This window comes from Vibrio kagoshimensis (genome assembly GCF_050337535.1).
Taxonomy (GTDB): domain Bacteria; phylum Pseudomonadota; class Gammaproteobacteria; order Enterobacterales; family Vibrionaceae; genus Vibrio; species Vibrio gallaecicus.
In genome coordinates this window covers 113,622-135,829 of the sequence record NZ_JAKJSZ010000013.1, presented here as the reverse complement: position 1 = coordinate 135,829, position 22,208 = coordinate 113,622, and the positions used below count along the sequence as shown (strand labels likewise).

Annotated in this window: 20 protein-coding genes; 7 read left to right on the top strand and 13 right to left on the bottom strand. The window is 43.5% G+C overall.

Annotated elements, in window-relative coordinates:
- Window positions 1–16 precede the first annotated feature (16 nt).
- Window positions 17–4,216 carry a DNA-directed RNA polymerase subunit beta' gene (gene rpoC / locus L4C37_RS14090; RefSeq protein ID WP_137375022.1) on the top strand — a complete coding sequence of 1,400 codons (4,200 nt, stop codon included), beginning with the start codon at window positions 17–19 and terminating at the stop codon, window positions 4,214–4,216.
- A gap of 228 nt (window positions 4,217–4,444) precedes the next feature.
- Here rpoC and rsd read toward each other — a convergent pair whose 3' ends face one another.
- A complete protein-coding gene (gene rsd, locus L4C37_RS14085) occupies window positions 4,445–4,942 on the bottom strand; it encodes a sigma D regulator (protein ID WP_429768963.1) in 498 nt (165 codons plus the stop codon).
- 168 nt (window positions 4,943–5,110) lie between these two features.
- On the opposite strand from rsd, the gene nudC reads away from it, so the two are divergent.
- Window positions 5,111–5,890, top strand: a complete 780-nt coding sequence (gene nudC / locus L4C37_RS14080; RefSeq protein WP_429768958.1) for an NAD(+) diphosphatase — start codon at window positions 5,111–5,113, stop codon at window positions 5,888–5,890.
- Between the two features lie 353 nt (window positions 5,891–6,243).
- A complete protein-coding gene (gene hemE / locus L4C37_RS14075) occupies window positions 6,244–7,311 on the top strand; it encodes a uroporphyrinogen decarboxylase (protein ID WP_137375024.1) in 1,068 nt (355 codons plus the stop codon).
- Between the two features lie 105 nt (window positions 7,312–7,416).
- On the opposite strand, the gene L4C37_RS14070 is transcribed toward hemE, so the two are convergent.
- Both L4C37_RS14070 and L4C37_RS14065 read right to left on the bottom strand, forming a co-directional pair.
- Entirely contained in the window at window positions 7,417–8,007 is a 591-nt protein-coding gene (locus L4C37_RS14070) for a uracil-DNA glycosylase family protein (RefSeq protein ID WP_137375025.1), read from the bottom strand.
- Between the two features lie 40 nt (window positions 8,008–8,047).
- Window positions 8,048–8,974 (bottom strand): D-2-hydroxyacid dehydrogenase, encoded by a 927-nt coding sequence (locus tag L4C37_RS14065; RefSeq protein WP_429768957.1) that lies wholly within the window; start codon window positions 8,972–8,974, stop codon window positions 8,048–8,050.
- Between the two features lie 71 nt (window positions 8,975–9,045).
- On the opposite strand from L4C37_RS14065, the gene L4C37_RS14060 reads away from it, so the two are divergent.
- Window positions 9,046–9,633, top strand: a complete 588-nt coding sequence (locus L4C37_RS14060) for a YjaG family protein (RefSeq protein ID WP_137375027.1) — start codon at window positions 9,046–9,048, stop codon at window positions 9,631–9,633.
- A 54-nt stretch (window positions 9,634–9,687) separates the two neighbouring features.
- On the opposite strand, the gene L4C37_RS14055 is transcribed toward L4C37_RS14060, so the two are convergent.
- Complete coding sequence (locus tag L4C37_RS14055) at window positions 9,688–10,803, bottom strand: CNNM domain-containing protein (RefSeq protein ID WP_137375028.1); 1,116 nt, start codon at window positions 10,801–10,803, stop codon at window positions 9,688–9,690.
- A gap of 268 nt (window positions 10,804–11,071) precedes the next feature.
- Between L4C37_RS14055 and hupA the strand changes: the two genes are divergently transcribed.
- Both hupA and L4C37_RS14045 read left to right on the top strand, forming a co-directional pair.
- Window positions 11,072–11,344 (top strand): nucleoid-associated protein HU-alpha, encoded by a 273-nt coding sequence (hupA, locus tag L4C37_RS14050; RefSeq protein ID WP_137375029.1) that lies wholly within the window; start codon window positions 11,072–11,074, stop codon window positions 11,342–11,344.
- Window positions 11,345–11,391: 47 nt separating this feature from the next.
- On the top strand, window positions 11,392–12,090 hold the full coding sequence (locus L4C37_RS14045) for a DUF1481 domain-containing protein (RefSeq protein ID WP_273297150.1): 699 nt from the start codon (window positions 11,392–11,394) through the stop codon (window positions 12,088–12,090).
- 141 nt (window positions 12,091–12,231) lie between these two features.
- Here the strand turns inward: L4C37_RS14045 and purD are convergent, their stop codons facing one another.
- Complete coding sequence (purD, locus tag L4C37_RS14040; protein ID WP_429768956.1) at window positions 12,232–13,521, bottom strand: phosphoribosylamine--glycine ligase; 1,290 nt, start codon at window positions 13,519–13,521, stop codon at window positions 12,232–12,234.
- An 85-nt stretch (window positions 13,522–13,606) separates the two neighbouring features.
- Window positions 13,607–15,199 carry a bifunctional phosphoribosylaminoimidazolecarboxamide formyltransferase/IMP cyclohydrolase gene (gene purH, locus L4C37_RS14035; RefSeq protein WP_429768955.1) on the bottom strand — a complete coding sequence of 531 codons (1,593 nt, stop codon included), beginning with the start codon at window positions 15,197–15,199 and terminating at the stop codon, window positions 13,607–13,609.
- A 321-nt stretch (window positions 15,200–15,520) separates the two neighbouring features.
- Between purH and zntR the strand changes: the two genes are divergently transcribed.
- Window positions 15,521–15,961 (top strand): Zn(2+)-responsive transcriptional regulator, encoded by a 441-nt coding sequence (gene zntR, locus L4C37_RS14030; protein ID WP_137375033.1) that lies wholly within the window; start codon window positions 15,521–15,523, stop codon window positions 15,959–15,961.
- 5 nt (window positions 15,962–15,966) lie between these two features.
- On the opposite strand, the gene L4C37_RS14025 is transcribed toward zntR, so the two are convergent.
- The 7 genes from L4C37_RS14025 to aroQ form a co-directional block, all read right to left on the bottom strand.
- Window positions 15,967–16,935: a GGDEF domain-containing protein gene (locus L4C37_RS14025; RefSeq protein WP_429768954.1), complete on the bottom strand. Its 969-nt coding sequence runs from the start codon at window positions 16,933–16,935 to the stop codon at window positions 15,967–15,969.
- A gap of 169 nt (window positions 16,936–17,104) precedes the next feature.
- Window positions 17,105–17,401: a DNA-binding transcriptional regulator Fis gene (gene fis, locus L4C37_RS14020; RefSeq protein WP_004729744.1), complete on the bottom strand. Its 297-nt coding sequence runs from the start codon at window positions 17,399–17,401 to the stop codon at window positions 17,105–17,107.
- Between the two features lie 23 nt (window positions 17,402–17,424).
- Window positions 17,425–18,393, bottom strand: coding sequence for a tRNA dihydrouridine synthase DusB (gene dusB / locus L4C37_RS14015; protein WP_429768953.1), 969 nt, complete (start codon window positions 18,391–18,393; stop codon window positions 17,425–17,427).
- A 139-nt stretch (window positions 18,394–18,532) separates the two neighbouring features.
- Complete coding sequence (gene prmA, locus L4C37_RS14010; RefSeq protein WP_429768952.1) at window positions 18,533–19,420, bottom strand: 50S ribosomal protein L11 methyltransferase; 888 nt, start codon at window positions 19,418–19,420, stop codon at window positions 18,533–18,535.
- Window positions 19,421–19,607: 187 nt separating this feature from the next.
- Entirely contained in the window at window positions 19,608–20,951 is a 1,344-nt protein-coding gene (gene accC, locus L4C37_RS14005; RefSeq protein WP_137375037.1) for an acetyl-CoA carboxylase biotin carboxylase subunit, read from the bottom strand.
- 15 nt (window positions 20,952–20,966) lie between these two features.
- Window positions 20,967–21,422 (bottom strand): acetyl-CoA carboxylase biotin carboxyl carrier protein, encoded by a 456-nt coding sequence (gene accB, locus L4C37_RS14000; protein WP_429768951.1) that lies wholly within the window; start codon window positions 21,420–21,422, stop codon window positions 20,967–20,969.
- A 76-nt stretch (window positions 21,423–21,498) separates the two neighbouring features.
- A complete protein-coding gene (aroQ, locus tag L4C37_RS13995; protein ID WP_137375039.1) occupies window positions 21,499–21,948 on the bottom strand; it encodes a type II 3-dehydroquinate dehydratase in 450 nt (149 codons plus the stop codon).
- Between the last annotated feature and the right edge of the window lie 260 nt (window positions 21,949–22,208).

The window sequence follows — 22,208 nt, the reverse complement described above, 5'->3', positions numbered from 1 at the left end:
CTTACAGGAGCTGAACGTGAAAGACTTATTAAACTTTCTAAAAGCACAGCATAAGACCGAAGAATTTGATGCAATCAAAATCGGTCTATCTTCACCAGACACGATCCGTTCGTGGTCTTTTGGTGAAGTTAAAAAGCCAGAAACAATTAACTATCGTACGTTCAAACCTGAACGTGATGGTCTGTTCTGTGCTCGTATTTTTGGTCCAGTTAAAGATTACGAATGTCTTTGTGGCAAATACAAGCGCCTGAAGCACCGTGGTGTTATCTGTGAGAAGTGTGGCGTTGAAGTTACACAGACTAAAGTTCGTCGTGACCGTATGGGCCACATCGAGCTAGCTTCACCAGTTGCTCACATCTGGTTCCTAAAATCACTACCGTCTCGTATCGGTCTACTAATGGATATCCCTCTGCGTGATATCGAACGTGTTCTTTACTTCGAAATGTACGTAGTAACTGAACCGGGTATGACTGATCTAGAAAAATCTCAGATGCTTACTGAAGAAGAGTATCTGGATCGTCTAGAAGAGTGGGGTGACGAATTCACTGCTAAGATGGGTGCTGAAGCGATCAAAGATCTGCTTTCAACAATGGACCTTCATCAAGAAGTGGAAGAAATGCGCGAAGAGTTAGAAACAACTAACTCAGAAACTAAGCGTAAGAAAGTTACTAAGCGTTTGAAGCTAGTTGAAGCATTCATCTCTTCAGGCAATAAGCCTGAGTGGATGATCTTAACTGTACTTCCAGTGCTACCGCCAGATCTACGTCCTCTAGTTCCACTAGATGGCGGTCGTTTTGCGACTTCAGATCTGAACGACCTTTACCGTCGTGTGATCAACCGTAACAACCGTTTGAAGCGTCTTCTAGAGCTAGCTGCTCCGGACATCATCGTACGTAACGAAAAGCGTATGCTGCAAGAGTCTGTTGATGCACTTCTAGATAACGGCCGTCGCGGTCGTGCGATCACAGGTTCTAACAAGCGTCCTCTGAAATCTCTTGCTGATATGATCAAGGGTAAACAAGGTCGTTTCCGTCAGAACCTTCTAGGTAAACGTGTAGACTACTCTGGCCGTTCTGTAATCACAGTAGGTCCATACCTTCGTCTACATCAGTGTGGTCTTCCTAAGAAGATGGCACTTGAGCTATTTAAACCATTCATCTACAGCAAGTTAGAAACTCGTGGCATGGCTACGACAATCAAAGCTGCTAAGAAAATGGTAGAGCGCGAAGAAGCGATCGTTTGGGATATCCTAGACGAAGTTATCCGCGAACACCCAGTACTGCTTAACCGTGCACCTACACTTCACCGTCTAGGTATCCAAGCGTTTGAACCAGTACTAATCGAAGGTAAAGCGATTCAGCTTCACCCACTAGTGTGTGCGGCATATAACGCCGACTTCGATGGTGACCAAATGGCTGTACACGTGCCTCTAACTTTAGAAGCACAGCTAGAAGCTCGTACCCTAATGATGTCGACGAATAACATTCTGTCGCCAGCATCAGGTGATCCGATCATCGTTCCTTCTCAGGATGTTGTATTGGGTCTTTACTACATGACACGTGACAAGATCAACGTGAAAGGTGAAGGTATGTACCTTGCTGGCCCTGCTGAGGCTGAAAAGGCATACCGTACTAAGACTGCTGAGCTTCACGCTCGCGTTAAAGTGCGTATCACTGAAACTGTAGTAGATGAAGACGGCAATAGCACTACGAACACTGGTCTAGTTGACACGACTGTAGGTCGTGCAATGCTGTGGCAGATCGTTCCATCAGGTCTACCGTTTAGCATCGTTAACCAAAAGCTAGGTAAGAAGCAAATTTCTAACCTGCTTAACGAGTGTTACCGTAAGCTTGGTCTAAAAGATACAGTAGTATTTGCTGACCAAATCATGTACGCAGGTTTTGCATACGCGGCACTTTCTGGTGTTTCTGTAGGTATCAACGATATGGTTGTACCTCAAGCTAAATACGATGAAATTGAATCTGCGGAAGAAGAAGTTCGTGAAATCCAAGAACAATTCCAATCTGGTCTTGTTACTGCGGGTGAGCGTTACAACAAAGTTATCGATATCTGGGCGTCTACGAACGACCGTGTTGCGAAAGCAATGATGGATAACCTATCTTCTGAAACAGTTATCAACCGTGATGGCGAAGAAGAACAGCAAGAATCGTTCAACAGCATCTACATGATGGCCGATTCAGGCGCACGTGGTTCTGCAGCTCAGATTCGTCAGCTAGCAGGTATGCGTGGTCTGATGGCGCGTCCAGATGGTTCAATCATCGAAACGCCGATCACAGCGAACTTTAAAGAAGGTCTAAACGTCCTTCAGTACTTTATCTCAACGCACGGTGCTCGTAAGGGTCTTGCGGATACAGCACTGAAAACAGCAAACTCGGGTTACCTAACTCGTCGTCTAGTAGACGTTGCTCAAGACGTTGTAGTACACGAACATGACTGTGGCACGCATGAAGGTATCGACATGATGCCTCACATCGAAGGTGGTGACGTTAAAGTTGCACTTTCTGAGCTTGCTCTAGGTCGTGTAGTAGCTGAAGACGTTCTTAAGCCTGGTACTGAAGATGTACTGATTCCACGTAATACTCTGATTGATGAGAAGTGGTGTCAAATCATGGAAGACAACTCTGTAGATAGCATGAAAGTGCGCTCAGTTGTTACCTGTGATGCAGACTTCGGTTGTTGTGCACAGTGTTACGGTCGTGACCTAGCACGTGGCCACCTAGTGAACCAAGGTGAAGCAGTTGGTGTTATCGCTGCACAATCTATCGGTGAACCGGGTACACAGCTAACGATGCGTACGTTCCACATCGGTGGTGCGGCATCTACTGCAGCAGCAGAGAACAGCATCCAAGCTAAGACAACTGGTACTGTGAAACTTCACAATGCTAAGTTCGTAGTAAACAAAGACAAGAAACTGGTTATCACTTCTCGTGCATCTGAGATGACGATTGTTGATGAATTCGGCCGTACTAAAGAGAAGCACAAACTTCCTTACGGTTCGATGCTTACCAAAGGCGACAACGCAGCAGTAACTGCTGGTGAAGTTGTAGCTAACTGGGAAGCGCATACCATGCCAATCATCACTGAAGTGGCAGGTCGTATCCAATTCGTAGATATGATCGATGGTATTACAGTTTCTCGTCAAACTGACGATCTAACTGGTCTTTCTTCAAGTGAAGTAACAGACGCAGCAGCTCGCCCAGCAGCAGGTAAAGATATGCGTCCAGCTATCAAACTTGTTGATGAGCAAGGTAACGACGTAATGATCCCTGGTACTGATATGCCAGCTCACTACTTCCTACCTGGCAAAGCGATTGTAAACATCGAAGATGGCGCTGAAGTTGGCATTGGTGACACACTATCTCGTATCCCTCAAAAATCGAGCGGAAACAAAGATATCACCGGTGGTCTACCACGCGTAGCTGACCTATTCGAAGCTCGTAAGCCTAAAGAGCCTGCGATCCTTGCTGAGCACACAGGTACTGTGTCTTTCGGTAAAGAAACGAAAGGTAAGCGTCGTCTAGTAATCACTCGTGAAGGCGGTGACGCTTACGAAGAGATGATTCCTAAGCATCGTCAATTGAACGTGTTTGAAGGTGAGAAGATTGAGCGTGGTGATGTAATCGCTGACGGTCCTGAAACTCCACACGATATCCTGCGTCTACGTGGTATCCACGCTGTGACTCAGTACATCGCGAACGAAGTTCAAGAAGTTTACCGCTTACAAGGCGTAAAGATTAACGATAAGCACATTGAGACTATCGTTCGTCAAATGCTACGTAAGTGTACGATCACTCACTCTGGTGATTCTGAGTTCTTACCTGGTGAACAGGTTGAGTACCACAATGTTAAGATTGCTAACCGTAAGCTAGAAGCTGAAGGTAAAGAACTAGTACGTTTCGAACGTGACCTACTAGGTATTACTAAAGCATCGCTTGCAACTGAGTCATTCATCTCAGCAGCATCTTTCCAAGAAACGACTCGCGTACTAACAGAAGCTGCGGTTTCTGGTAAGCGTGATGACCTTCGTGGTCTGAAAGAGAACGTTATTGTTGGTCGTCTGATTCCAGCTGGTACTGGTTTCGCATACCACCAAGATCGTCAGAAGCAACGTGAAGAGCAAGCAGGTCCGTCAGCTGAACAAGCTACCGATAACCTAGCAGCACTTCTAAATGCTGGTTTCTCTTCAGAAGAGTAATTCTTCAGAAGCGAATTTTTCTTACGAGTAATCGTTAAGAGATAAAAAGGCACCTTAGGGTGCCTTTTTTGTTTTCGGCGTTTTATATTTTTAGTATTTGAGCTTCAAATGAGCACGAACTGCTAATTAATAATTAACAGACAATAAAAAAGCTTGTGAAAATCACAAGCTTTACAATCATACCCATTAAGCATTAAGCATTAAGCATTAAGCATTAAGCATTAAGCATTAAGCACCTGGTGGTACTGCCAAGCTATCCGCGATTTGTTGTATGAGTTGATCTTCGACCTCAAATCTCGCTTCGATGATTTCTCCTATAAGAGATAAATCACTGTCAAAATCGGCTAGCTCATCTGTAGCGGTAATTGCAGCATACTTGTCAGTGAAGTTAAGCAGGGGATCCGTAGTTAATACAATATGCCCATAGCTTTGGTTAATCTCATCAGTTGCTTCAAAACCTGTAGACTGCCACTTGTTCATTACCATGTCGTAAATTTTAAAGTGACCTTCAGAGATATAGTCGACAAGGTGTTGGCAAAAATTTTGTAGTTCCGCAGGGGAAGGGAGTTCAGAAAGTGTGCTTGCTTTAGCTGAGCTCGGCTGAAGAGCCGCAAGCTTGCAATATTCAACAATTAGAGATTGTCGAGTTTCTAACCAATGATCGATGACTTCATTTGAGCCACCCCACTGTTCTTGTACTTGCTTGAATTTATTTAGCATGACCATGTCCTCATGATCTGACCACAGCCTTGTGATCGTATGAATTGCCGCAACAGGGGTCCGTTTCATTACTCAATTACTAAAAGTAATAGCTTGAATTATTCTATGCCACAACCCTAGTATGAAATTAGATTGCCAGTAAAATGAATGAACTGCAAGCAATGAGGGGGTGAGATGTTAAAAAAAAGTGACATTGATAAGTCTAAGTTAGCGTATTGGTGTGTGGTATCGGGAAGTGATATTTGGGTGGTGAATGATGAACTCCCATTTGGAACGGCACAGAGCTTAGGCTTGTCTCATGAATTGGCTATTTGCATTGGTCAGTACAATGACAAACCAGTGTACTGGGTAAATGACGCAGAATTAAATCAATCGCTAGAATTGACTTCATTACGAGAATTATTGCATTGGTCTGAATCCAAGTTTTTATTAGCAAGTAAAGCGATTCAGTACGGACATATGTCTCAAAGTATGCGTTTTTGCCCACAATGTGGAGGACGAAATTTTTTAAATCATAATCAAATCGCAATGCAGTGCGGGGAATGCCGAACATTACATTACCCGAGGATCTTCCCGTGCATAATCGTAGCGGTTCGTCATGATAATAAAATTTTATTAGCTCAGCACCCGCGTCATAAGGCTGGGATGTATACCGTCATCGCTGGCTTTTTAGAGGTCGGTGAAACAGTAGAGCAGTGTGTCGCGCGTGAGGTGAAAGAAGAGACAGGGATTGATGTCGATAATATCCGTTACTTTGGTAGCCAACCTTGGGCATTCCCTTCGAGCATGATGTTGGGCTTTTTTGCGGATTATGCTGGGGGAGTGGTAAAGCCAGACTACAGTGAGCTTTCTGATGCTCGCTGGTTTGAGGTAAATGAACTTCCTGAAGTTGCTCCTCATGGTACTATTGCTCGACAGCTTATAGATAAAACGGTAGAAGACGCCGCTTCATGATTGTTGCTTAATACGGCTCTATGATTTGCTATTACCGTTCATTCTGTTTCTGTAGTGATACTCGGCTTTGTTGCTGCTGAGATTGACGTGAAAAAGACAAAAAAAACCCTCCACAAGTGGAGGGGGTAAGTAAGATGTCGTTATGAGATGCTGAGTACAAAATACTCAGTTTATTATTGTAATTTTCGCTAGCGAACAAATATTTAACATGCGCCTATATAGGGTGCAAATTAACCATTGATTTAAAAGTTAATAACTTGATCTAGGTTGCAAAGCACACAGCTTTTGCGACCCAATCGGTGTTAGAATGCTTAACTTCAAAAATAGACAAGATTGAATTGGAATTTAACGGAATGACTGAACTAAAGAATGACCGCTATTTACGCGCACTGTTAAAGCAACCTGTTGATTGCACTCCTGTATGGATGATGCGTCAAGCAGGCCGCTATCTTCCTGAATATAAAGCGACTCGTGCTGAAGCAGGCGATTTTATGTCACTGTGTAAAAATGCAGAATTGGCGTCAGAAGTAACACTTCAACCTTTACGCCGCTTCCCTCTAGATGCTGCAATCTTGTTCTCTGATATTTTAACGATCCCTGATGCTATGGGGCTTGGTCTTTACTTTGAAACGGGCGAAGGTCCTAAATTTGAACGCCCTATCACATGTAAAGCTGACGTAGAGAAGATCGGTTTACCGGATCCAGAGGGTGAGCTTCAGTACGTAATGAATGCTGTTCGTCAGATCCGTAAAGACCTGAAAGGCGAAGTGCCATTGATTGGCTTCTCTGGTAGCCCATGGACACTTGCGACTTACATGGTTGAAGGTAGCAGCTCTAAAGCGTTTACTAAGATTAAGAAGATGATGTATGCAGAACCGCAAACTCTGCACCTACTTCTAGACAAGCTAGCAGATACGGTTATTGAATACCTAAACGCGCAAATTAAAGCGGGTGCTCAATCGGTCATGGTATTTGATACATGGGGTGGTGTACTTACTCCGCGTGACTACAACCTGTTCTCTCTTCAGTACATGCATAAAATCGTTGATGGTCTAATTCGTGAAAACGAAGGTCGTCGTGTACCTGTAACTCTGTTTACTAAGAACGGTGGCATGTGGCTTGAGTCTATCGCAGCAACAGGCTGTGATGCAGTGGGTCTAGATTGGACAATCAATATTCAAGACGCGAAAGCTCGAATCGGAGATAAAGTTGCTCTACAAGGCAACATGGACCCATCTATCCTTTATGCTCAGCCTGAGCGTATTCGTGAAGAAGTGGGCACTATCCTAGAAGGTTTTGGTGATGGTGGAACAGGGCATGTATTTAACCTTGGTCATGGTATTCACCTAGATGTGCCACCTGAGAATGCTGGTGTATTCGTTGACGCTGTTCACGAACTATCTAAGCCTTACCACAAGTAATTCTGAGTAAGATTATTGAAAGCGTTGCCGGGAAACCTGCAGCGCTTTTTTATTATCTGTTATCGGCAATATGCCTATTTTATTTTTCGGTGTAGCTCGCTCTCGCTAGGTATTTGGAGCATGGTAGGCTAATTGCTTTGAGACGTGTTCTTGGATGTAAGGAATGACGTCATCCAAAAACCATGGGTTCTTTTTAAGCCAGATATTATTTCGAGGAGAAGGGTGGGGTAGAGGGACATAATTTGGCGCCCACTTTTGCCATTGCTTTACCGTATCAGTCAGCGTGTTTGGTTTCTCATCTAAATAGTGCTTCTGTGCATATTGCCCAATAAGTAATGTCATTTTGATATTTGGTAAACATTCAATTACCCGCTTGTGCCATAAAGGCGCACATTCTTTTCTTGGAGGAAGGTCGCCACTCTTTCCTTTACCTGGATAACAAAGCCCCATAGGAACGATTGCGATTTTATGTGGGTCATAAAAAGTCGCTTTATCTATTTTTAGCCAGGCTCTTAACCTCTCACCGCTGGCATCATTCCATGGGATTGATGATTCATGCACTTTCACCCCTGGAGCTTGCCCGATGATAAGCAGAGTAGCGTCCGGGTGAGCTTGAATGACTGGGTTAGCCCCTAGTTGTAACTCTGGCTCACAAACACGGCATGAGCGAATTTCTGAAAGTAGATCGTCAAACATAAGCCTTCATCGTTGAATGAGTTATGGCGCTAATTAAAAGTTAATACCCTTTATCAAAATCGATAAGGTTATTGAGTTGGAAGCCATCTCGCCATAATTGGTAGTTTTTAGCGAAAATATTTACAACCTGGCGTGGTTCGCTGAGTGCCGCGATATGTGGTGTGATTGTAATTTTTGTTATCCCCCAAAAAGGATGATCGGTAGAAAGAGGTTCTTGCTCGAATACATCGAGGAAAGCATGATCTACCCAGCGATTTTTTAACGCTAATAGCAGAGCTTTATTATCCAGAGAGCTTCCTCTACCTACGTTAAAGAGCAAGCAATTTCTACAGAATCCCAATGTTTGCTCATTAAGCAAATATTGAGTGTCTGGAGTAGCCGGTAAAGTGTTCACGACGATATCGGCTTGCTCTAAAGCAGCCTTAATCTCATTAATATGGAAGGTATCTTTAAAGCTTAAGCTCTTAGAAGGGATGCCTGTACGATTAATACCAATAGTATGAATACCTAATGCAGAAGCCGCATGAGCTAAATGACTACCGATTGTTCCTGTACCTAAGATAACCATCACCTTACCAGTGAGCGAAGTATACAAATGGGGCTGCCATAGGCGCTCTTTTTGTTGCTGGTGGTAAGTTTGGAAATGGCGATAATGATGGATACTATAACCGAGAACATATTCAGCAATCGCAGGACCAAATATCCCTTTAACATTGGTTAATGTGTAATCCTTACGAAGGTTTGGATCGGTAAGAGCATTAATTCCAGCATAAGTGCTTTGTAGCCAGTCAAGTTGTGAAAAGTCGTCTAAGATAGAGGTAACCAATGGCGGAGAAGCCAAAACTATTTGTGCTTCTTTAGGGGATGAACAGATCTCAAGGTCAGGTAAGGCTTGGTTTTGAATGAGCTGTTTATAAGTATCATCATGTTCTGTCGCTATATAGAGCTTATTCGTGAAATTGTTCATAGACCTACCTTTTTTCCCTAGAGTTTATCAAGTACACTTCCGCTGTCTTTTTCTGCAATTATTGAGTGACTATGCTACAGAATCCACTGCAGGTTCGTCTTGAAAAGTTAGAACCTTGGCAACAAATCACCTTCATGGCGTGCTTATGTGAGCGTATGTACCCTAACTATGCCATGTTTTGTGATAATACAAAATTTGCTGAAGCGCGCATTTATCGTGATGTGTTAGACAGTGTTTGGGAAATCTTGACTGTTAAAACTGCAAAAGTAAATTTTGAACGCCAATTGGAGAAAGTGGAAGAGTTGTTCCCTAGCTCTGATGATTTCGATTTTTATGGTGTCTACCCTGCGATGGACGCTTGCCAAGGTTTATCAACTCTACTTCATGGTTTGTTAGACAGAGAATTCTTGTTTGAATCAATGATTAAATTGAGCCACCAATCAGTGAAAACAGTAGCTGATTTAGAATTTGCTCAAGGCTCTGATGAAATCACAAATGAGAACCAGAAAGAGAATGAAGCGGTTTGTGAAGAGTGGGATGTCCAGTGGGCTATTTTCCGCCCATTACGTGAAACGACAGAGCGTGATATCGAGTTGATTAAAGATTTACGTTTAGAATTACGTGAAGACCCTGTTAGTAATATCGGTGTGACATTATAAATCAGGCTGTTCCTACTAATAAAAAAGGCTCCGATGGGAGCCTTTTTTATTATCTTATTTTAATGTCTCAGGAGAATCTTTTATTTCAGTAGGTTTCTCTTTAATGACTTCATCTTCGTCATCATCACGGCTCTCAATCACTCCGTGTGTTTCCTTCCATTTCTCCCAGCGTTGGAAAGCAAGCTCTTGCATGTCGGTGTTCTTATCAGCTTCGTCGACGATCTCTTCACCGAGTAGATGCTCAAAGATATCTTCCAGCGTAATAATTCCTTGAACGGTACCATATTCGTCAACAACAAGAGCAAGTTGCAAGCGGTTAGCCATCATCTGGTCAAATGCTTTAACTAACCCTAGGTTGTTGAGAAGGACATGAATAGGTCTCATCACTTCGCCGAGCTTCTTCTGACCGCAGCCTGCTTGCTGTAAACGAAATAGCTCTAAGCGGTGAACAAAGCCAATGATATTGTCGCTTTGCTCATCAAATACAAGAGGTCGAGAGAATGGTGTATCTTTGTGTTGCTCTAAGAACTCATCAACACTCATCTCTGCATCAACGCGAAATACAACCGGTCTTGGTGTCATAACGTGCGTTACCGCCACATCTTGAATACCAAGTAAGTTACTTAGAATTTTAGATTCACCTTCAGCGAACTCACCACTTTCTTTTGCCAAAATCGCCATAGCAGAAAGTTCATCACGCATTTTTGGCTGTTGATGACCTCTCGCAAGACGTTTGGTGATTTGCTCAGAGAACCAAACAAACGGTGTTAAGAAAAAGACCATCCAGCGTAAAACAGTCGCTGACATTGGAGCTAGTTGTCGCCAGTACGTTGCACCAATGGTTTTAGGTACGATTTCAGATAGAACCAAAATAGCCAAAGTCAGTACGGCTGAGAATACACCTAGCCATTGGCTACCAAATACCACAGCAGCTTGTGCACCTGCTGTTGCCGCACCAATAGTATGTGCGATGGTGTTAAGAGTTAGGATAGATGCAAGTGGACGGTCGATATCAGTTTTAAGCTTACCTAAAGATTCTGCTGCAGGGTGCTCTTTTTGTTTCAGCTGAGCAATGTAGCTCGGGCTAATACTAAGTAGTACTGCTTCTAAAACAGAACAGATAAAAGAAATCCCGATAGCAACGGAAATGTAGATAGTTAGCAGCAGCATGTTTGCCCTTAATTAGATTGTACGCTTTAACAGCGATTCACCATGGATTATAGAGAACAAATTGTTTTTCGGACATCAATTATTTTCGCTTAAAGCCCCTTTAGATAAGGGCTGAGGGGAAGAAATAGGTAACAAATTGTGAGTTATTACTCATATTATGGCTAAAACTGCGGCATTAGAGCCAAAGATCGACGACAAACCTTTGCCAGACAGGGCATTTTTGTTTTAGAGTGAATTGAATTTAAAAATACAGAGAAGGGAAACCTAAATGAACAAGACTCAATTAATCGACTTTATTGCTGAAAAAGCGGACCTTTCTAAAGCTCAAGCTAAAGCAGCTCTAGAAGCGACCCTTGGTGGTGTGACTGATACACTAAAAGATGGCGAGCAAGTTCAGCTAATTGGTTTTGGTACTTTCAAAGTAAACCACCGTGCAGCTCGTACAGGTCGTAATCCAAAAACTGGCGATGAGATTCAAATCGCTGCTGCAAATGTTCCTGCATTTGTTGCTGGTAAAGCACTGAAAGATTCAGTGAAATAATCTAAACTGTACCGAGGTAGTCTATTTCTCACCTCGGTACAGGTTTTATGAATAAAGCATTTCTCTTAGCTTCACTATTATCGACATTTCTTCTTGGGTGCTCCTCATCCAATCCACGTCAAAACCTAGAACAATTTGAAACCTTTACAGGTGGACAAGTTATGGGCGATGCAACCAGCTTCTACTGGATCACTAATAAATTAACTAACCCTCATACTGCTTCTGATTATGTTGTCGTAGGTGATTACGGTTGGTACAAAAGTGATTACAGTTGGAAAGAAGGTGAGCTCAGGGAACTCGTACGCGAAGGCAAGCAACGAGATACTTCAAACACTTTAGTACCTTATCGAGTCCATATCCGTTTCAATAAAACGGGTGAGGCGGTTTACCAGCAGTATCGTATTGATGGTCGAGTTCTGCCAATCCAACCTGTCCAATTACAGCGTTATCAAAAAGAAGCGCAATCTGTCATTGATAACGCCACCAAGCAAAACGGCGATGGTTTAGAGCTGATGCAAGGTTACTGGGATGGTAAAACATTCGAGACATGTTCAGGTTCTGAATTTGAGAATCTAGAATTCAACCAAACTTTACCGAGTTTTGTGATTGAGCGTTTAGCAAGTGTGGATAGCTATGCTGCTTTTCTGGGACGTAAATATTTAAACAAAGTGTCAGTTGAAGAGTTGCTTATGTTATCGGAAGATAGCCAAGATTGTATTACCCGACCAGAACTGTTGCCGCAGTAGTTTTACCGTAATCACGTTGTCGCCATAGCTTCGGTGGAATAACGTTATTCTAATAACTAAGCCATCAGTTCAACTTATAATATGGCAATAAAAAAGGTGCATCTCAGCACCTTTTATATTTTAGAGAGTATTCTCTTATCTCTATGACTCTTGCTCGCGCGCAATCGCACGGTAACCAATGTCATTGCGGTGGAACATATCATTCCAGCTAACTTGCTTAGTTAAGGCGTAGGCGCGCTCCTGAGCTTCAGAAACCGTATTACCTAGTGCGGTTGCACAAAGTACACGACCACCGTTTGTCACAACATCGCCAGTTTCGTTATTCGCTGTACCTGCGTGGAAGATTTTTTGACCTTCAACTTCGCTTGTAGGAAGAGAAATAACATCACCTTTTGCATAATCAGCAGGGTAACCGCCAGCGGCAAGGACCACACCGATAGAAGCGCGAGGATCCCACTTAGATTCTGCTTCGTCTAGCTTTTCGTTAACAGCCATTAGACATAACTCAACTAGGTCTGATTCCATGCGCATCATGATTGGTTGCGTTTCCGGGTCACCAAAGCGGCAGTTGTATTCGATAACCTTTGGTGTGCCATCAGCATCAATCATTAGACCAGCGTAAAGGAAACCCGTGTAAGGCGCGCCTTCTGCATCCATACCACGTACCGTTGGGTAGATAACTTCTTCAAGGATGCGGTCGTGGATTTCTGGAGTAACGACAGGAGCAGGAGAGTAAGCACCCATGCCGCCAGTGTTAGGACCTGTGTCTTTGTCGCCAACACGTTTATGATCTTGGCTGGTGGCCATTGGCAGTACGCTTGCACCATCAACCATCACGATGAAACTTGCTTCTTCGCCTTCAAGGAACTCTTCAATGACTACGCGGCTACCAGCTTCACCAAATGCATTGCCCGCTAGCATGTCTTTGATTGCGTCTTCAGCTTCTTCAAGGGTCATCGCAACGATAACGCCTTTACCTGCCGCAAGACCGTCAGCTTTCACTACAATTGGAGCACCTTGCTCGCGTACGTAAGCAAGTGCTGGCTCAATCTCAGTGAAGTTTGCGTAGTAACCTGTTGGAATGTCATGGCGAGCGAGGAAGTCTTTAGTGAATGCTTTAGAACCTTCAAGCTGTGCAGCTGCTTGAGTTGGACCAAAGATAGGAAGGCCAACTTCGCGGAATGCATCAACCACACCAATAACTAGTGGTGCTTCAGGACCAACGATAGTCAGTTCGATTTTTTTCTCTTGAGCAAAAGCGACTAAACCAGCGATGTCTTCAACGCCGATGTTTACGTTTTCCAGTTTAGGCTCAAGCGCAGTACCTGCGTTACCTGGAGCAATGAATACAGTTTCAACGTTTGGATTTTGAGCTGCTTTCCAACCCAAAGCATGTTCTCTACCGCCAGCACCGATGATTAATACGTTCATGTTTCAATCCTTAAGTTTTTAATTCTTAAAAGCCCCTCAAATTTGAGAGGCTCGATAGCTACTAATCGTTTAGATAAACCAAATATTAGTGGCGGAAGTGACGCATGCCTGTGAAGATCATCGCCATGCCGTGTTCGTCTGCTGCAGCGATAACTTCGTCATCACGCATAGAACCGCCTGGTTGGATTACACACTTGATACCCGCTTCTGCTGCCGCGTCGATGCCGTCACGGAATGGGAAGAACGCATCAGATGCCATTACACAACCTTCAACCTGTAGACCTTCGTCTGCAGCCTTGATGCCTGCAATTTTAGCTGAGTAAACGCGGCTCATTTGGCCTGCGCCCACACCGATAGTCATGTCGCCTTTCGAGTAAACGATAGCGTTAGATTTAACGTACTTAGCTACTTTCCAGCAGAATAGAGCATCTTTCAATTCTTCAGCTGTTGGTTGACGCTTAGAAACCACTTTCAGGTCATCTTCAGACACCATGCCTTGATCGCGATCTTGTACTAGTAAGCCACCGTTAACGCGTTTCACGTCAAAACCAGTTGTCTTAGTTGTCCACTCACCACACTCAAGCAGGCGAAGATTTTTCTTAGCCGCTACGATTGCTACTGCTTCAGCAGAAACAGATGGTGCAATGATAACTTCAACGAATTGACGCTCAGTGATAGCCGTTGCTGTTGCAGCGTCTAGTTCACGGTTGAATGCGATGATGCCGCCAAATGCAGACGTTGGGTCTGTTTTGAATGCGCGGTCGTAAGCTTCTAGGATATCTGTACCTAGTGCTACACCACATGGGTTAGCGTGCTTAACGATTACACATGCTGGCTGGTCGAACTCTTTCACACATTCAAGCGCTGCATCAGTGTCAGCGATGTTGTTGTAAGAAAGCGCTTTGCCTTGGATTTGGCGAGCTGTAGAAACTGATGCTTCTTCAGGGTTTGCTTCAACGTAGAAAGCTGCTGCTTGGTGGCTGTTTTCACCGTAGCGCATGTCTTGCTTCTTCTCGAACTGTTGGTTGAACGTACGAGGGAATTTAGACTCTTCGTCGCCTTCTTTGTTCTCGCCGTAGCTAGGAACCATAGTGCCGAAGTAGTTAGCGATCATGCCGTCGTAAGAAGCCGTGTGTTCGAATGCTGCGATAGCGAGGTCGAAGCGAGTCTCTAGTGTTAGAGATTTCTCGTTCGCGTCCATTTCAGCCACAACGCGCTCGTAGTCGTGTGCGTTAACCACGATAGTTACGTCTTTGTGGTTTTTCGCTGCAGAGCGAACCATTGTTGGACCACCGATGTCGATGTTCTCAACAGCGTCAGCAAGGGTACAACCTTCTTTAGCAACGGTTTCTGCGAATGGGTATAGGTTTACAACAACCATATCTATAGGGTTGATACCGTGAGTTTCCATCACGTTATCATCTTGACCACGACGGCCTAGAACACCACCATGAACTTTTGGGTGCAGAGTCTTAACACGGCCATCCATCATTTCTGGGAAACCAGTGTAATCAGATACTTCTGTAACAGAGATGCCTTTTTCAGCAAGCAGGCGAGCAGTGCCACCAGTAGATAAGATATCTACACCACGGTTAGCAAGAGCTTGTGCAAATTCAACGATACCAGTTTTGTCTGATACGCTGATTAGAGCGCGGCGAATTGGACGAGCGTTATTCATGCTTCCATTTCCTCAAATTCATGGGGTTAAAATAAAGATATTTGCCAAAAAAGAACTTGTTTCTACCTTCCCACCTTAGGTTATTCTAGATACTGGTAAGAGATAAAATATTGGTCAGTTTTGGTAAAGACCTTTGGGGCGTTCTTATAATCAACATATAAGATAACCAACTCCAAATTTGATGGCGCAGATTCTAACTAATTTATTACAAAAAAGCTCGCGCAATCGTTTGGCATCTCAAAATTAATTAGAAAAAATGCCATTTCAGCTTCAAAAGTAACGAGATGGTTAATAGAAGAAGATAAACAAAGAGTCGAAATTATGTTTCAGATTGGTGAATTAGCAAAAAGATGTGGTGTTACTGCCGATACATTGCGCTTTTATGAAAAAAATAAACTGATTGCACCTGCGGGTAGGAGTGACTCAGGCTATCGTATTTACAGTGAAGAAAACCAAAAACAAGTCAGTTTCATTCTTAAAGCAAAAGAACTGGGTTTAAGCTTGGATGAAATCAGAGAGTTGCTGGAAATAAAGCTGGAAGCAACGGAGCATAGTTGCGCTGAAGTAAAAGCGATTACGACTGCCAAATTAGTTGTGATAGATGAAAAAATCAAAGAACTGGGAAGAATTAGAACGGCATTGAAGAAAATTAATGATGCTTGCTGTGGGCACGTGGATGATGATGCTAGTCATTGCTCGATATTAGGAGCATTTGCAAGTGAGGAGCATGAAGATTCGTGTTGTCAGCACGACAACATATAACAGGTCTAAGAAGCTTGAAGGATGTTGGCATTTAAAGGTGAGTCTATTTTGATAGTAGGTAAGTTATCATAATAAATAGTGACCTGATTACGACCTGTTTGCTTTGAGTAGTACATGGCTTTATCTGCTTGAACTAATAGTTCACGAACGGATGTGACCGTTGGGTTTAATTCAGCTAGCCCAATACTCACTGTAGGGTAGATGGTATGTCCATCAACAGTGCATGGTGTAGACTCTATACTCGTTCTGATTGCTTCTGCGGTACTGTAAGCTTCAATTGCACTGGTATTCGGCAGCACTATTCCAAACTCTTCGCCCCCTAAACGGCCAATGTAGTCGTTCGAGCGGATAGACTGTTGGCAAATGTGCGCAACTTGAGTGATTACCTCATCTCCAGACAAATGACCCACACGGTCGTTAATTTCTTTGAAATGGTCAATATCAATCATTAAGCAGGCTACGTTTTGCTTTTGTGATTGTTTCAGTTCATTTTCGAGAGCGAGTAAGAACGCTCTTCTATTCAAAATACCCGTTAGCTCATCAGTTTCAGATAACCTCTTGAGCTCGGCTTCGTGCAGGTAAGCTTCTGTTATGTCTTTTTCTTGCCAGAGTATATAAGGGGCGTTATTCGTATGTGTCAGTGGTTTTAGAGTAGATTCAAACCATCTTTCTTCGGTGTTGCTTAACGATTCCAATTCTTCAATAGAAAGCTGTAGTTGCTGACAAGGTGAAATGGAATAACGAAATTGTTTGAGCTCTCCGGATGCTAAAGCGTGTAATGCATGCTGCATTAATTGCTCCGCAAGAGATGGTGGGAGAAGCGTATTGATTGTGGGATTGTCAGGAAGCGCCGTAGAAAGGGGAATATGCCCAAAGCTTTCAATGATTAATCCATTCTTATCGATCAGCAGATGACGATCAGGAAGCTCGCTTAGCAAGGTGCTGAGCCATTCTTCCCTTTGCATATCAACCATGTAGCATCCCGAATATAAGAATAATCGACCATTATATCGGTCACTCGGGGGTTATCAATCCTAACGGATCACAAATTGGCTAATATTTGTTCATTTAATTTGTTTTACGTATAAAAAAACCGAATCCACAAAGTGAACTCGGTTTAAATCGAAAATTACGAAAGAACGATTAGTTCATGCCGTATTTTTTAAGCTTCTTGCGAAGAGTTCCGCGGTTAATACCCATCATAGTTGCTGCGCGAGTTTGGTTTCCGCGAGTGTACTGCATGATAGTGTCTAGTAGTGGCTGTTCCACTTCAGCTAATACTAGCTCGTATAACTCGCTGACTTCTTGACCGTTTAATTGAGCAAGGTAATTTTTCAATGATGCTTTAACTGAGTCACGTAGAGGCTTCTGCGTGATTTGGTCTTGTGATGTAACTGTCGTTACTGTCAATGCTTCTGAAGTCAGATTTTGTTCGAACATATTCGGTCTAGCTCTTCTCGTAATTATAGTGCAACGTGATCAAAATAACCTTCTAGCGCCTCAAGTTGCAGCTCAGCTGCCTCGAGAGCGTTGAAGGTACGGCGAAACTCATTCGCTTGTCCATGTTCTTTTAAATACCAACCCACATGCTTACGAGCAATGCGAGGGCCTAAAAACTCTCCATAAAATTCATGTAGAGCGTGAACATGACCAAGCATGATACTTTTCACTTCCTCAGTTGGAAGCTCTGGCATCGTGGTACCGTTTTCCAAATAGTGTAGGATTTCGTTAAAAATCCATGGGCGACCTTGGGCAGGGCGACCAATCATTAAAGCGTCCGCACCGGTGTACTCCAGTACAAACTTAGCTTTCTCTGGGCTATCGATATCACCATTAGCAATAACCGGTATCGAGACAGCTTGTTTTGCCGCTTTAATGTGTTTGTATTCTGCCTCTCCTTTGTACATACATGCGCGAGTTCTCCCATGGAGAGCAAGAGCTTGTATGCCGCAGTTTTCGGCTATTTTTGCTATGTGGACACAATTTCTGTTACTTGTGTCCCAACCCGTACGAGTTTTCAATGTTACTGGAACATCGACTGCATTCACGACCGCTTTCAAGATATCTTCAATGAGATCTGGATATTGGAGCAAAGCAGAGCCCGCGAGCTTTTTGTTTACTTTTTTAGCTGGGCAACCCATGTTGATATCGATGATTTGCGCACCGTTACCTACATTGAATTGCGCAGCTTCAGCCATCAGCTGTGGATCTGCACCAGCAATTTGTACAGAACGAATGCCCGATTCGCCTTCATGTACCATTCGCTGCTGAGACTTCGACGTTTTCCAAACTTTAGGATTGGAGGACATCATTTCACTGACTGCCATCCCCGCACCGTAGCGAAGACACAACTCTCGGAATGGTCTATCCGTCACGCCAGCCATAGGAGCAACGATTAGATTGTTCTTTAGTTGATAGTTTCCAATTTTCAAAACGTCATCACAGTTCTGTACTAGCAAGGGCGCGCATTTTACGCATTTTTTTGCTGCGTGAAAAGACTAATATTTGAGCATTTACAATTTGTTTTTGTAATTTGCATAAAATTCAATCAATTAGGCTGCAAAGTCTTGTCTAGCCTTGCTTGCGACCAGAGATTCGGCACCACTCAGTTTGAGAAGCTATCGGATCAATGTGAAGCTCGTCACGATAATAGTTCGCAACATCTTCCGCTTGTGTATCTAAAACACCCGACATTGCCAGTTGTCCGTTTGGTTTAACGAGACCTTTGATGATGCCTGATAGTTCACGAAGAGGTGCCGCTAAAATATTTGCTACGACCACGTCTGCGATTAAGCCTTCAGGTTGATCTTGAGGCATATACACTTCAAGTTGATCGACAACACCATTACGCTCGGCATTATCTTTAGAAGCGACTAAAGCTTGAGGATCAATGTCGATCCCAACTACTTTTTCTGCGCCCAGTTTGATCGCAGCGATCGCTAAAATGCCAGAGCCGCAACCAAAGTCGATAACGGTCTTACCTGTTAAGTCGATGCTTTCTAACCACTCAAGGCAAAGTGCGGTAGTAGCATGTGTACCAGTACCAAATGCAAGACCAGGGTCTAGTAGAACATTGACAGCTGTTGGATCTGGAACGTCACGCCAGCTTGGGCAAATCCATAGTCGTTCGCCAAACTGCATTGGGTGGAAGTTATCCATCCACTCTCGTTCCCAATCTTTATCTTCTAGCTGTTCAACTTTATAAGCGAAATCAGCAGGGAACACACCACTGGCTTTTATCTGCTGGATAACAAGCCCTGTATCAACCTCTGCGTCATATAAAGCGAGAATGTCACAGTCACCCCAAAGTCGAGTTTCACCCGGCAGAGGTTCAAATACAGGATTATCTTTAGCATCAAGGAAAGTTACAGAAAGAGCGCCAGTCTCTTCCATTAACATATCGCCAATTGTTTCGGCATTTTCATTGGTTGCATTGAGCTTGATTTGAATCCAAGGCATGGCTGCATCTTCTATGTGATAAAATTTGGATGGCGAGTCTAGCAGAAATTATGAGCAAGTTCACGAAAACACCAACGATAAAATAGGGGAATATCGATTGAATTTTTCAGACCGATAAAAACAAAAATGCTCACCGAAGTGAGCATTTTTAGTATTCTATAGGGAACACGTTACTGAAGGCTGGTTTCTATTGCAGACCAAGCTTCTTCTCAAGGTAGTGGATGTTTGCACCACCATGTTGGAAGTTTTCGTCGTTCATAATAGCCTGTTGAAGTTCAGTATTAACGTTAATGCCTTCAACAATCATCTCACCCAATGCGTTCTTCATACGAGCGATAGCGACATCACGGTTCTCACCGTAAGTGATCAGCTTACCAATCATTGAATCGTAGTGTGGTGGCACTGTGTAACCAGTGTAGATATGAGATTCCCAACGAACACCCATGCCGCCTGGAGCGTGGAAGCGTTCAATCTTACCTGGAGATGGTAGGAAACGAACTGGATCTTCCGCGTTGATACGACATTCGATTGAGTGACCGCGCAGCTTAATATCATCCTGTGTGAATGATAGAGGCTGACCCGCAGCAATGCGAAGTTGCTCTTTCACTAGGTCGATACCTGTTACCATTTCAGTAATCGTGTGCTCAACCTGAATACGAGTGTTCATTTCGATGAAGTAGAACTCACCGTTCTCGTATAGGAATTCAAATGTACCTGCACCGCGGTAGTCAATTTCAAGACATGCACGAGTACAACGGTCACCGATATACTTACGCATTTCTTCAGTGATGCCTGGCGCTGGTGCTTCTTCCACAACTTTCTGGTGGCGACGTTGCATTGAGCAGTCACGTTCACCAAGATGGATAGCATTACCTTGACCATCTGCAAGAACTTGAACTTCAATATGACGAGGGTTTTCAAGGAATTTTTCCATGTAAACCATATCGTTATTGAAGCAAGCTTTTGCTTCAGCACGAGTCATCGCGATAGCTTCTGTCAGTTCTGCTTCAGAACGAACAACACGCATACCACGACCGCCGCCGCCGCCAGAAGCTTTGATGATTACTGGGAAGCCAATACGCTTAGCGTGAGCTTTGTTTTTCGCTTCATCATCATCTAGTGGGCCATCTGAACCAGGAACACAAGGTACACCAGCTTTCTTCATTGAAGTGATAGCCGATACTTTGTCACCCATCATACGGATAGTTTCCGCTTTAGGACCAACAAAGATGAAGCCGCTACGTTCTACTTGTTCAGCAAAATCAGCGTTTTCAGATAGGAAACCATAGCCTGGGTGTACCGCAACTGCACCAGTTACTTCCGCTGCGCTAATAATGCGAGGGATGTTTAGGTAGCTGTCGATACCGCGAGCAGGACCAATACAAATTGTTTCGTCTGCAAGAAGTACGTGCTTAAGATCACGGTCAGCTGTTGAATGAACAGCAACGGTCTTAATGCCAAGCTCTTTACAGGCACGCAAAATACGCAGTGCAATTTCACCACGGTTCGCAATTACTAATTTATCTAACATAATGAGTGTTCTCTATTATTCGATAATTACTAGAGCTTGGTCGAACTCAACTGGTTGGCCGTCTTCAACTAGGATTGCTGTTACAACACCAGATTTATCAGCTTCGATTTGGTTCATCATTTTCATTGCTTCAACGATACATAGAGTTTCGCCAGCAGTTACAGATTGACCAACTTTAACGAATGGTTTTGCATCTGGGCTTGGTGCGCCGTAGAAAGTACCAACCATTGGAGAAAGAACTTGGTGACCAGCAGGAACTGCAGGTGCAGCTTCAACGACAGGAGCTGCCGCAACAGGAGTTGCTGCAACAGGAGCCGCTGCAACAGGAGCCGCTGCGTATTGAACAGGAGCTGCAGATACAGGGCTGTTACGACTGATTCGTACTGACTCTTCACCTTCAGAGATTTCTAGCTCAGAAATACCAGATTCTTCAACCAATTCGATTAGCTTTTTGATTTTGCGAATATCCATTGTTTCTTTCTCTTTATCTGTTGATTGACCTGACTCTATGACTGAGTAGGTAAGTATTAGTTCTGTCTTTAGACAGTTATTTTGACGTCAGCTTATTAATCGCTGCCATCAAAGCAAATTGATAACCTTGAGCACCTAAGCCACAAATCACACCTTCTGCTTTATCTGAAAGGTAAGAATGGTGGCGGAATGATTCACGTGCGTGAACATTCGATAGGTGTACTTCAATAAATGGTATCGCGACTCCTAATAATGCATCTCGCAACGCAACACTGGTATGAGTGAAAGCTGCTGGATTTATTATAATAAAATCAATGGACTGATAAGCACTGTGTATGGCTTCGATCAGTTCATACTCACGGTTAGATTGTAGGTGCGACAACTCGACGTCTTGCGCGTTTGCTTGCTCGGTTAAAGATTCAATAATCTGTTCGAGTGTTTGAGAACCATAGTGTGCAGGCTCTCGTAGTCCTAAAAGGTTAAGGTTTGGACCATTTAAAACTAGAATGCGTAACTTTGTAGACATCGTGAGGGTATCTTCCTATATCGTGACAACGAGTGCGAATGTTCCCATTTTATTTACAATTTAGACGTATTTACCAGAGGCGAAACGTCCAAATTTTCAAATTAGACCCAGATTATAGCTAATTCAGCGAAAATCGCAGCAAATTACTGGTCTAATCACCTATAGTTCAGGTCGGGAGTTGTTACTAACTTATCAAAAAAGGTTCACTACCTTAATTTTTGTGCGGATAATTGAGATCAAGATCAGGCACAAAAAAACCG

What these genes read in the sequence shown, in the direction of transcription:
- zntR (WP_137375033.1), top strand. Translation starts at nt 15,521, where the DNA reads ATGTTTCAGATTGGTGAATTAGCAAAAAGATGTGGTGTTACTGCCGAT.
- L4C37_RS14070 (WP_137375025.1), bottom strand. Translation starts at nt 8,007, where the DNA reads ATGTTTGACGATCTACTTTCAGAAATTCGCTCATGCCGTGTTTGTGAG.
- L4C37_RS14065 (WP_429768957.1), bottom strand. Translation starts at nt 8,974, where the DNA reads ATGAACAATTTCACGAATAAGCTCTATATAGCGACAGAACATGATGAT.
- purD (WP_429768956.1), bottom strand. Translation starts at nt 13,521, where the DNA reads ATGAACGTATTAATCATCGGTGCTGGCGGTAGAGAACATGCTTTGGGT.
- hemE (WP_137375024.1), top strand. Translation starts at nt 6,244, where the DNA reads ATGACTGAACTAAAGAATGACCGCTATTTACGCGCACTGTTAAAGCAA.
- L4C37_RS14060 (WP_137375027.1), top strand. Translation starts at nt 9,046, where the DNA reads ATGCTACAGAATCCACTGCAGGTTCGTCTTGAAAAGTTAGAACCTTGG.
- aroQ (WP_137375039.1), bottom strand. Translation starts at nt 21,948, where the DNA reads ATGTCTACAAAGTTACGCATTCTAGTTTTAAATGGTCCAAACCTTAAC.
- L4C37_RS14025 (WP_429768954.1), bottom strand. Translation starts at nt 16,935, where the DNA reads ATGGTTGATATGCAAAGGGAAGAATGGCTCAGCACCTTGCTAAGCGAG.
- nudC (WP_429768958.1), top strand. Translation starts at nt 5,111, where the DNA reads ATGTTAAAAAAAAGTGACATTGATAAGTCTAAGTTAGCGTATTGGTGT.
- fis (WP_004729744.1), bottom strand. Translation starts at nt 17,401, where the DNA reads ATGTTCGAACAAAATCTGACTTCAGAAGCATTGACAGTAACGACAGTT.
- purH (WP_429768955.1), bottom strand. Translation starts at nt 15,199, where the DNA reads ATGAATAACGCTCGTCCAATTCGCCGCGCTCTAATCAGCGTATCAGAC.
- L4C37_RS14055 (WP_137375028.1), bottom strand. Translation starts at nt 10,803, where the DNA reads ATGCTGCTGCTAACTATCTACATTTCCGTTGCTATCGGGATTTCTTTT.
- prmA (WP_429768952.1), bottom strand. Translation starts at nt 19,420, where the DNA reads ATGCCTTGGATTCAAATCAAGCTCAATGCAACCAATGAAAATGCCGAA.
- accC (WP_137375037.1), bottom strand. Translation starts at nt 20,951, where the DNA reads ATGTTAGATAAATTAGTAATTGCGAACCGTGGTGAAATTGCACTGCGT.
- rsd (WP_429768963.1), bottom strand. Translation starts at nt 4,942, where the DNA reads ATGGTCATGCTAAATAAATTCAAGCAAGTACAAGAACAGTGGGGTGGC.
- accB (WP_429768951.1), bottom strand. Translation starts at nt 21,422, where the DNA reads ATGGATATTCGCAAAATCAAAAAGCTAATCGAATTGGTTGAAGAATCT.
- L4C37_RS14045 (WP_273297150.1), top strand. Translation starts at nt 11,392, where the DNA reads ATGAATAAAGCATTTCTCTTAGCTTCACTATTATCGACATTTCTTCTT.
- hupA (WP_137375029.1), top strand. Translation starts at nt 11,072, where the DNA reads ATGAACAAGACTCAATTAATCGACTTTATTGCTGAAAAAGCGGACCTT.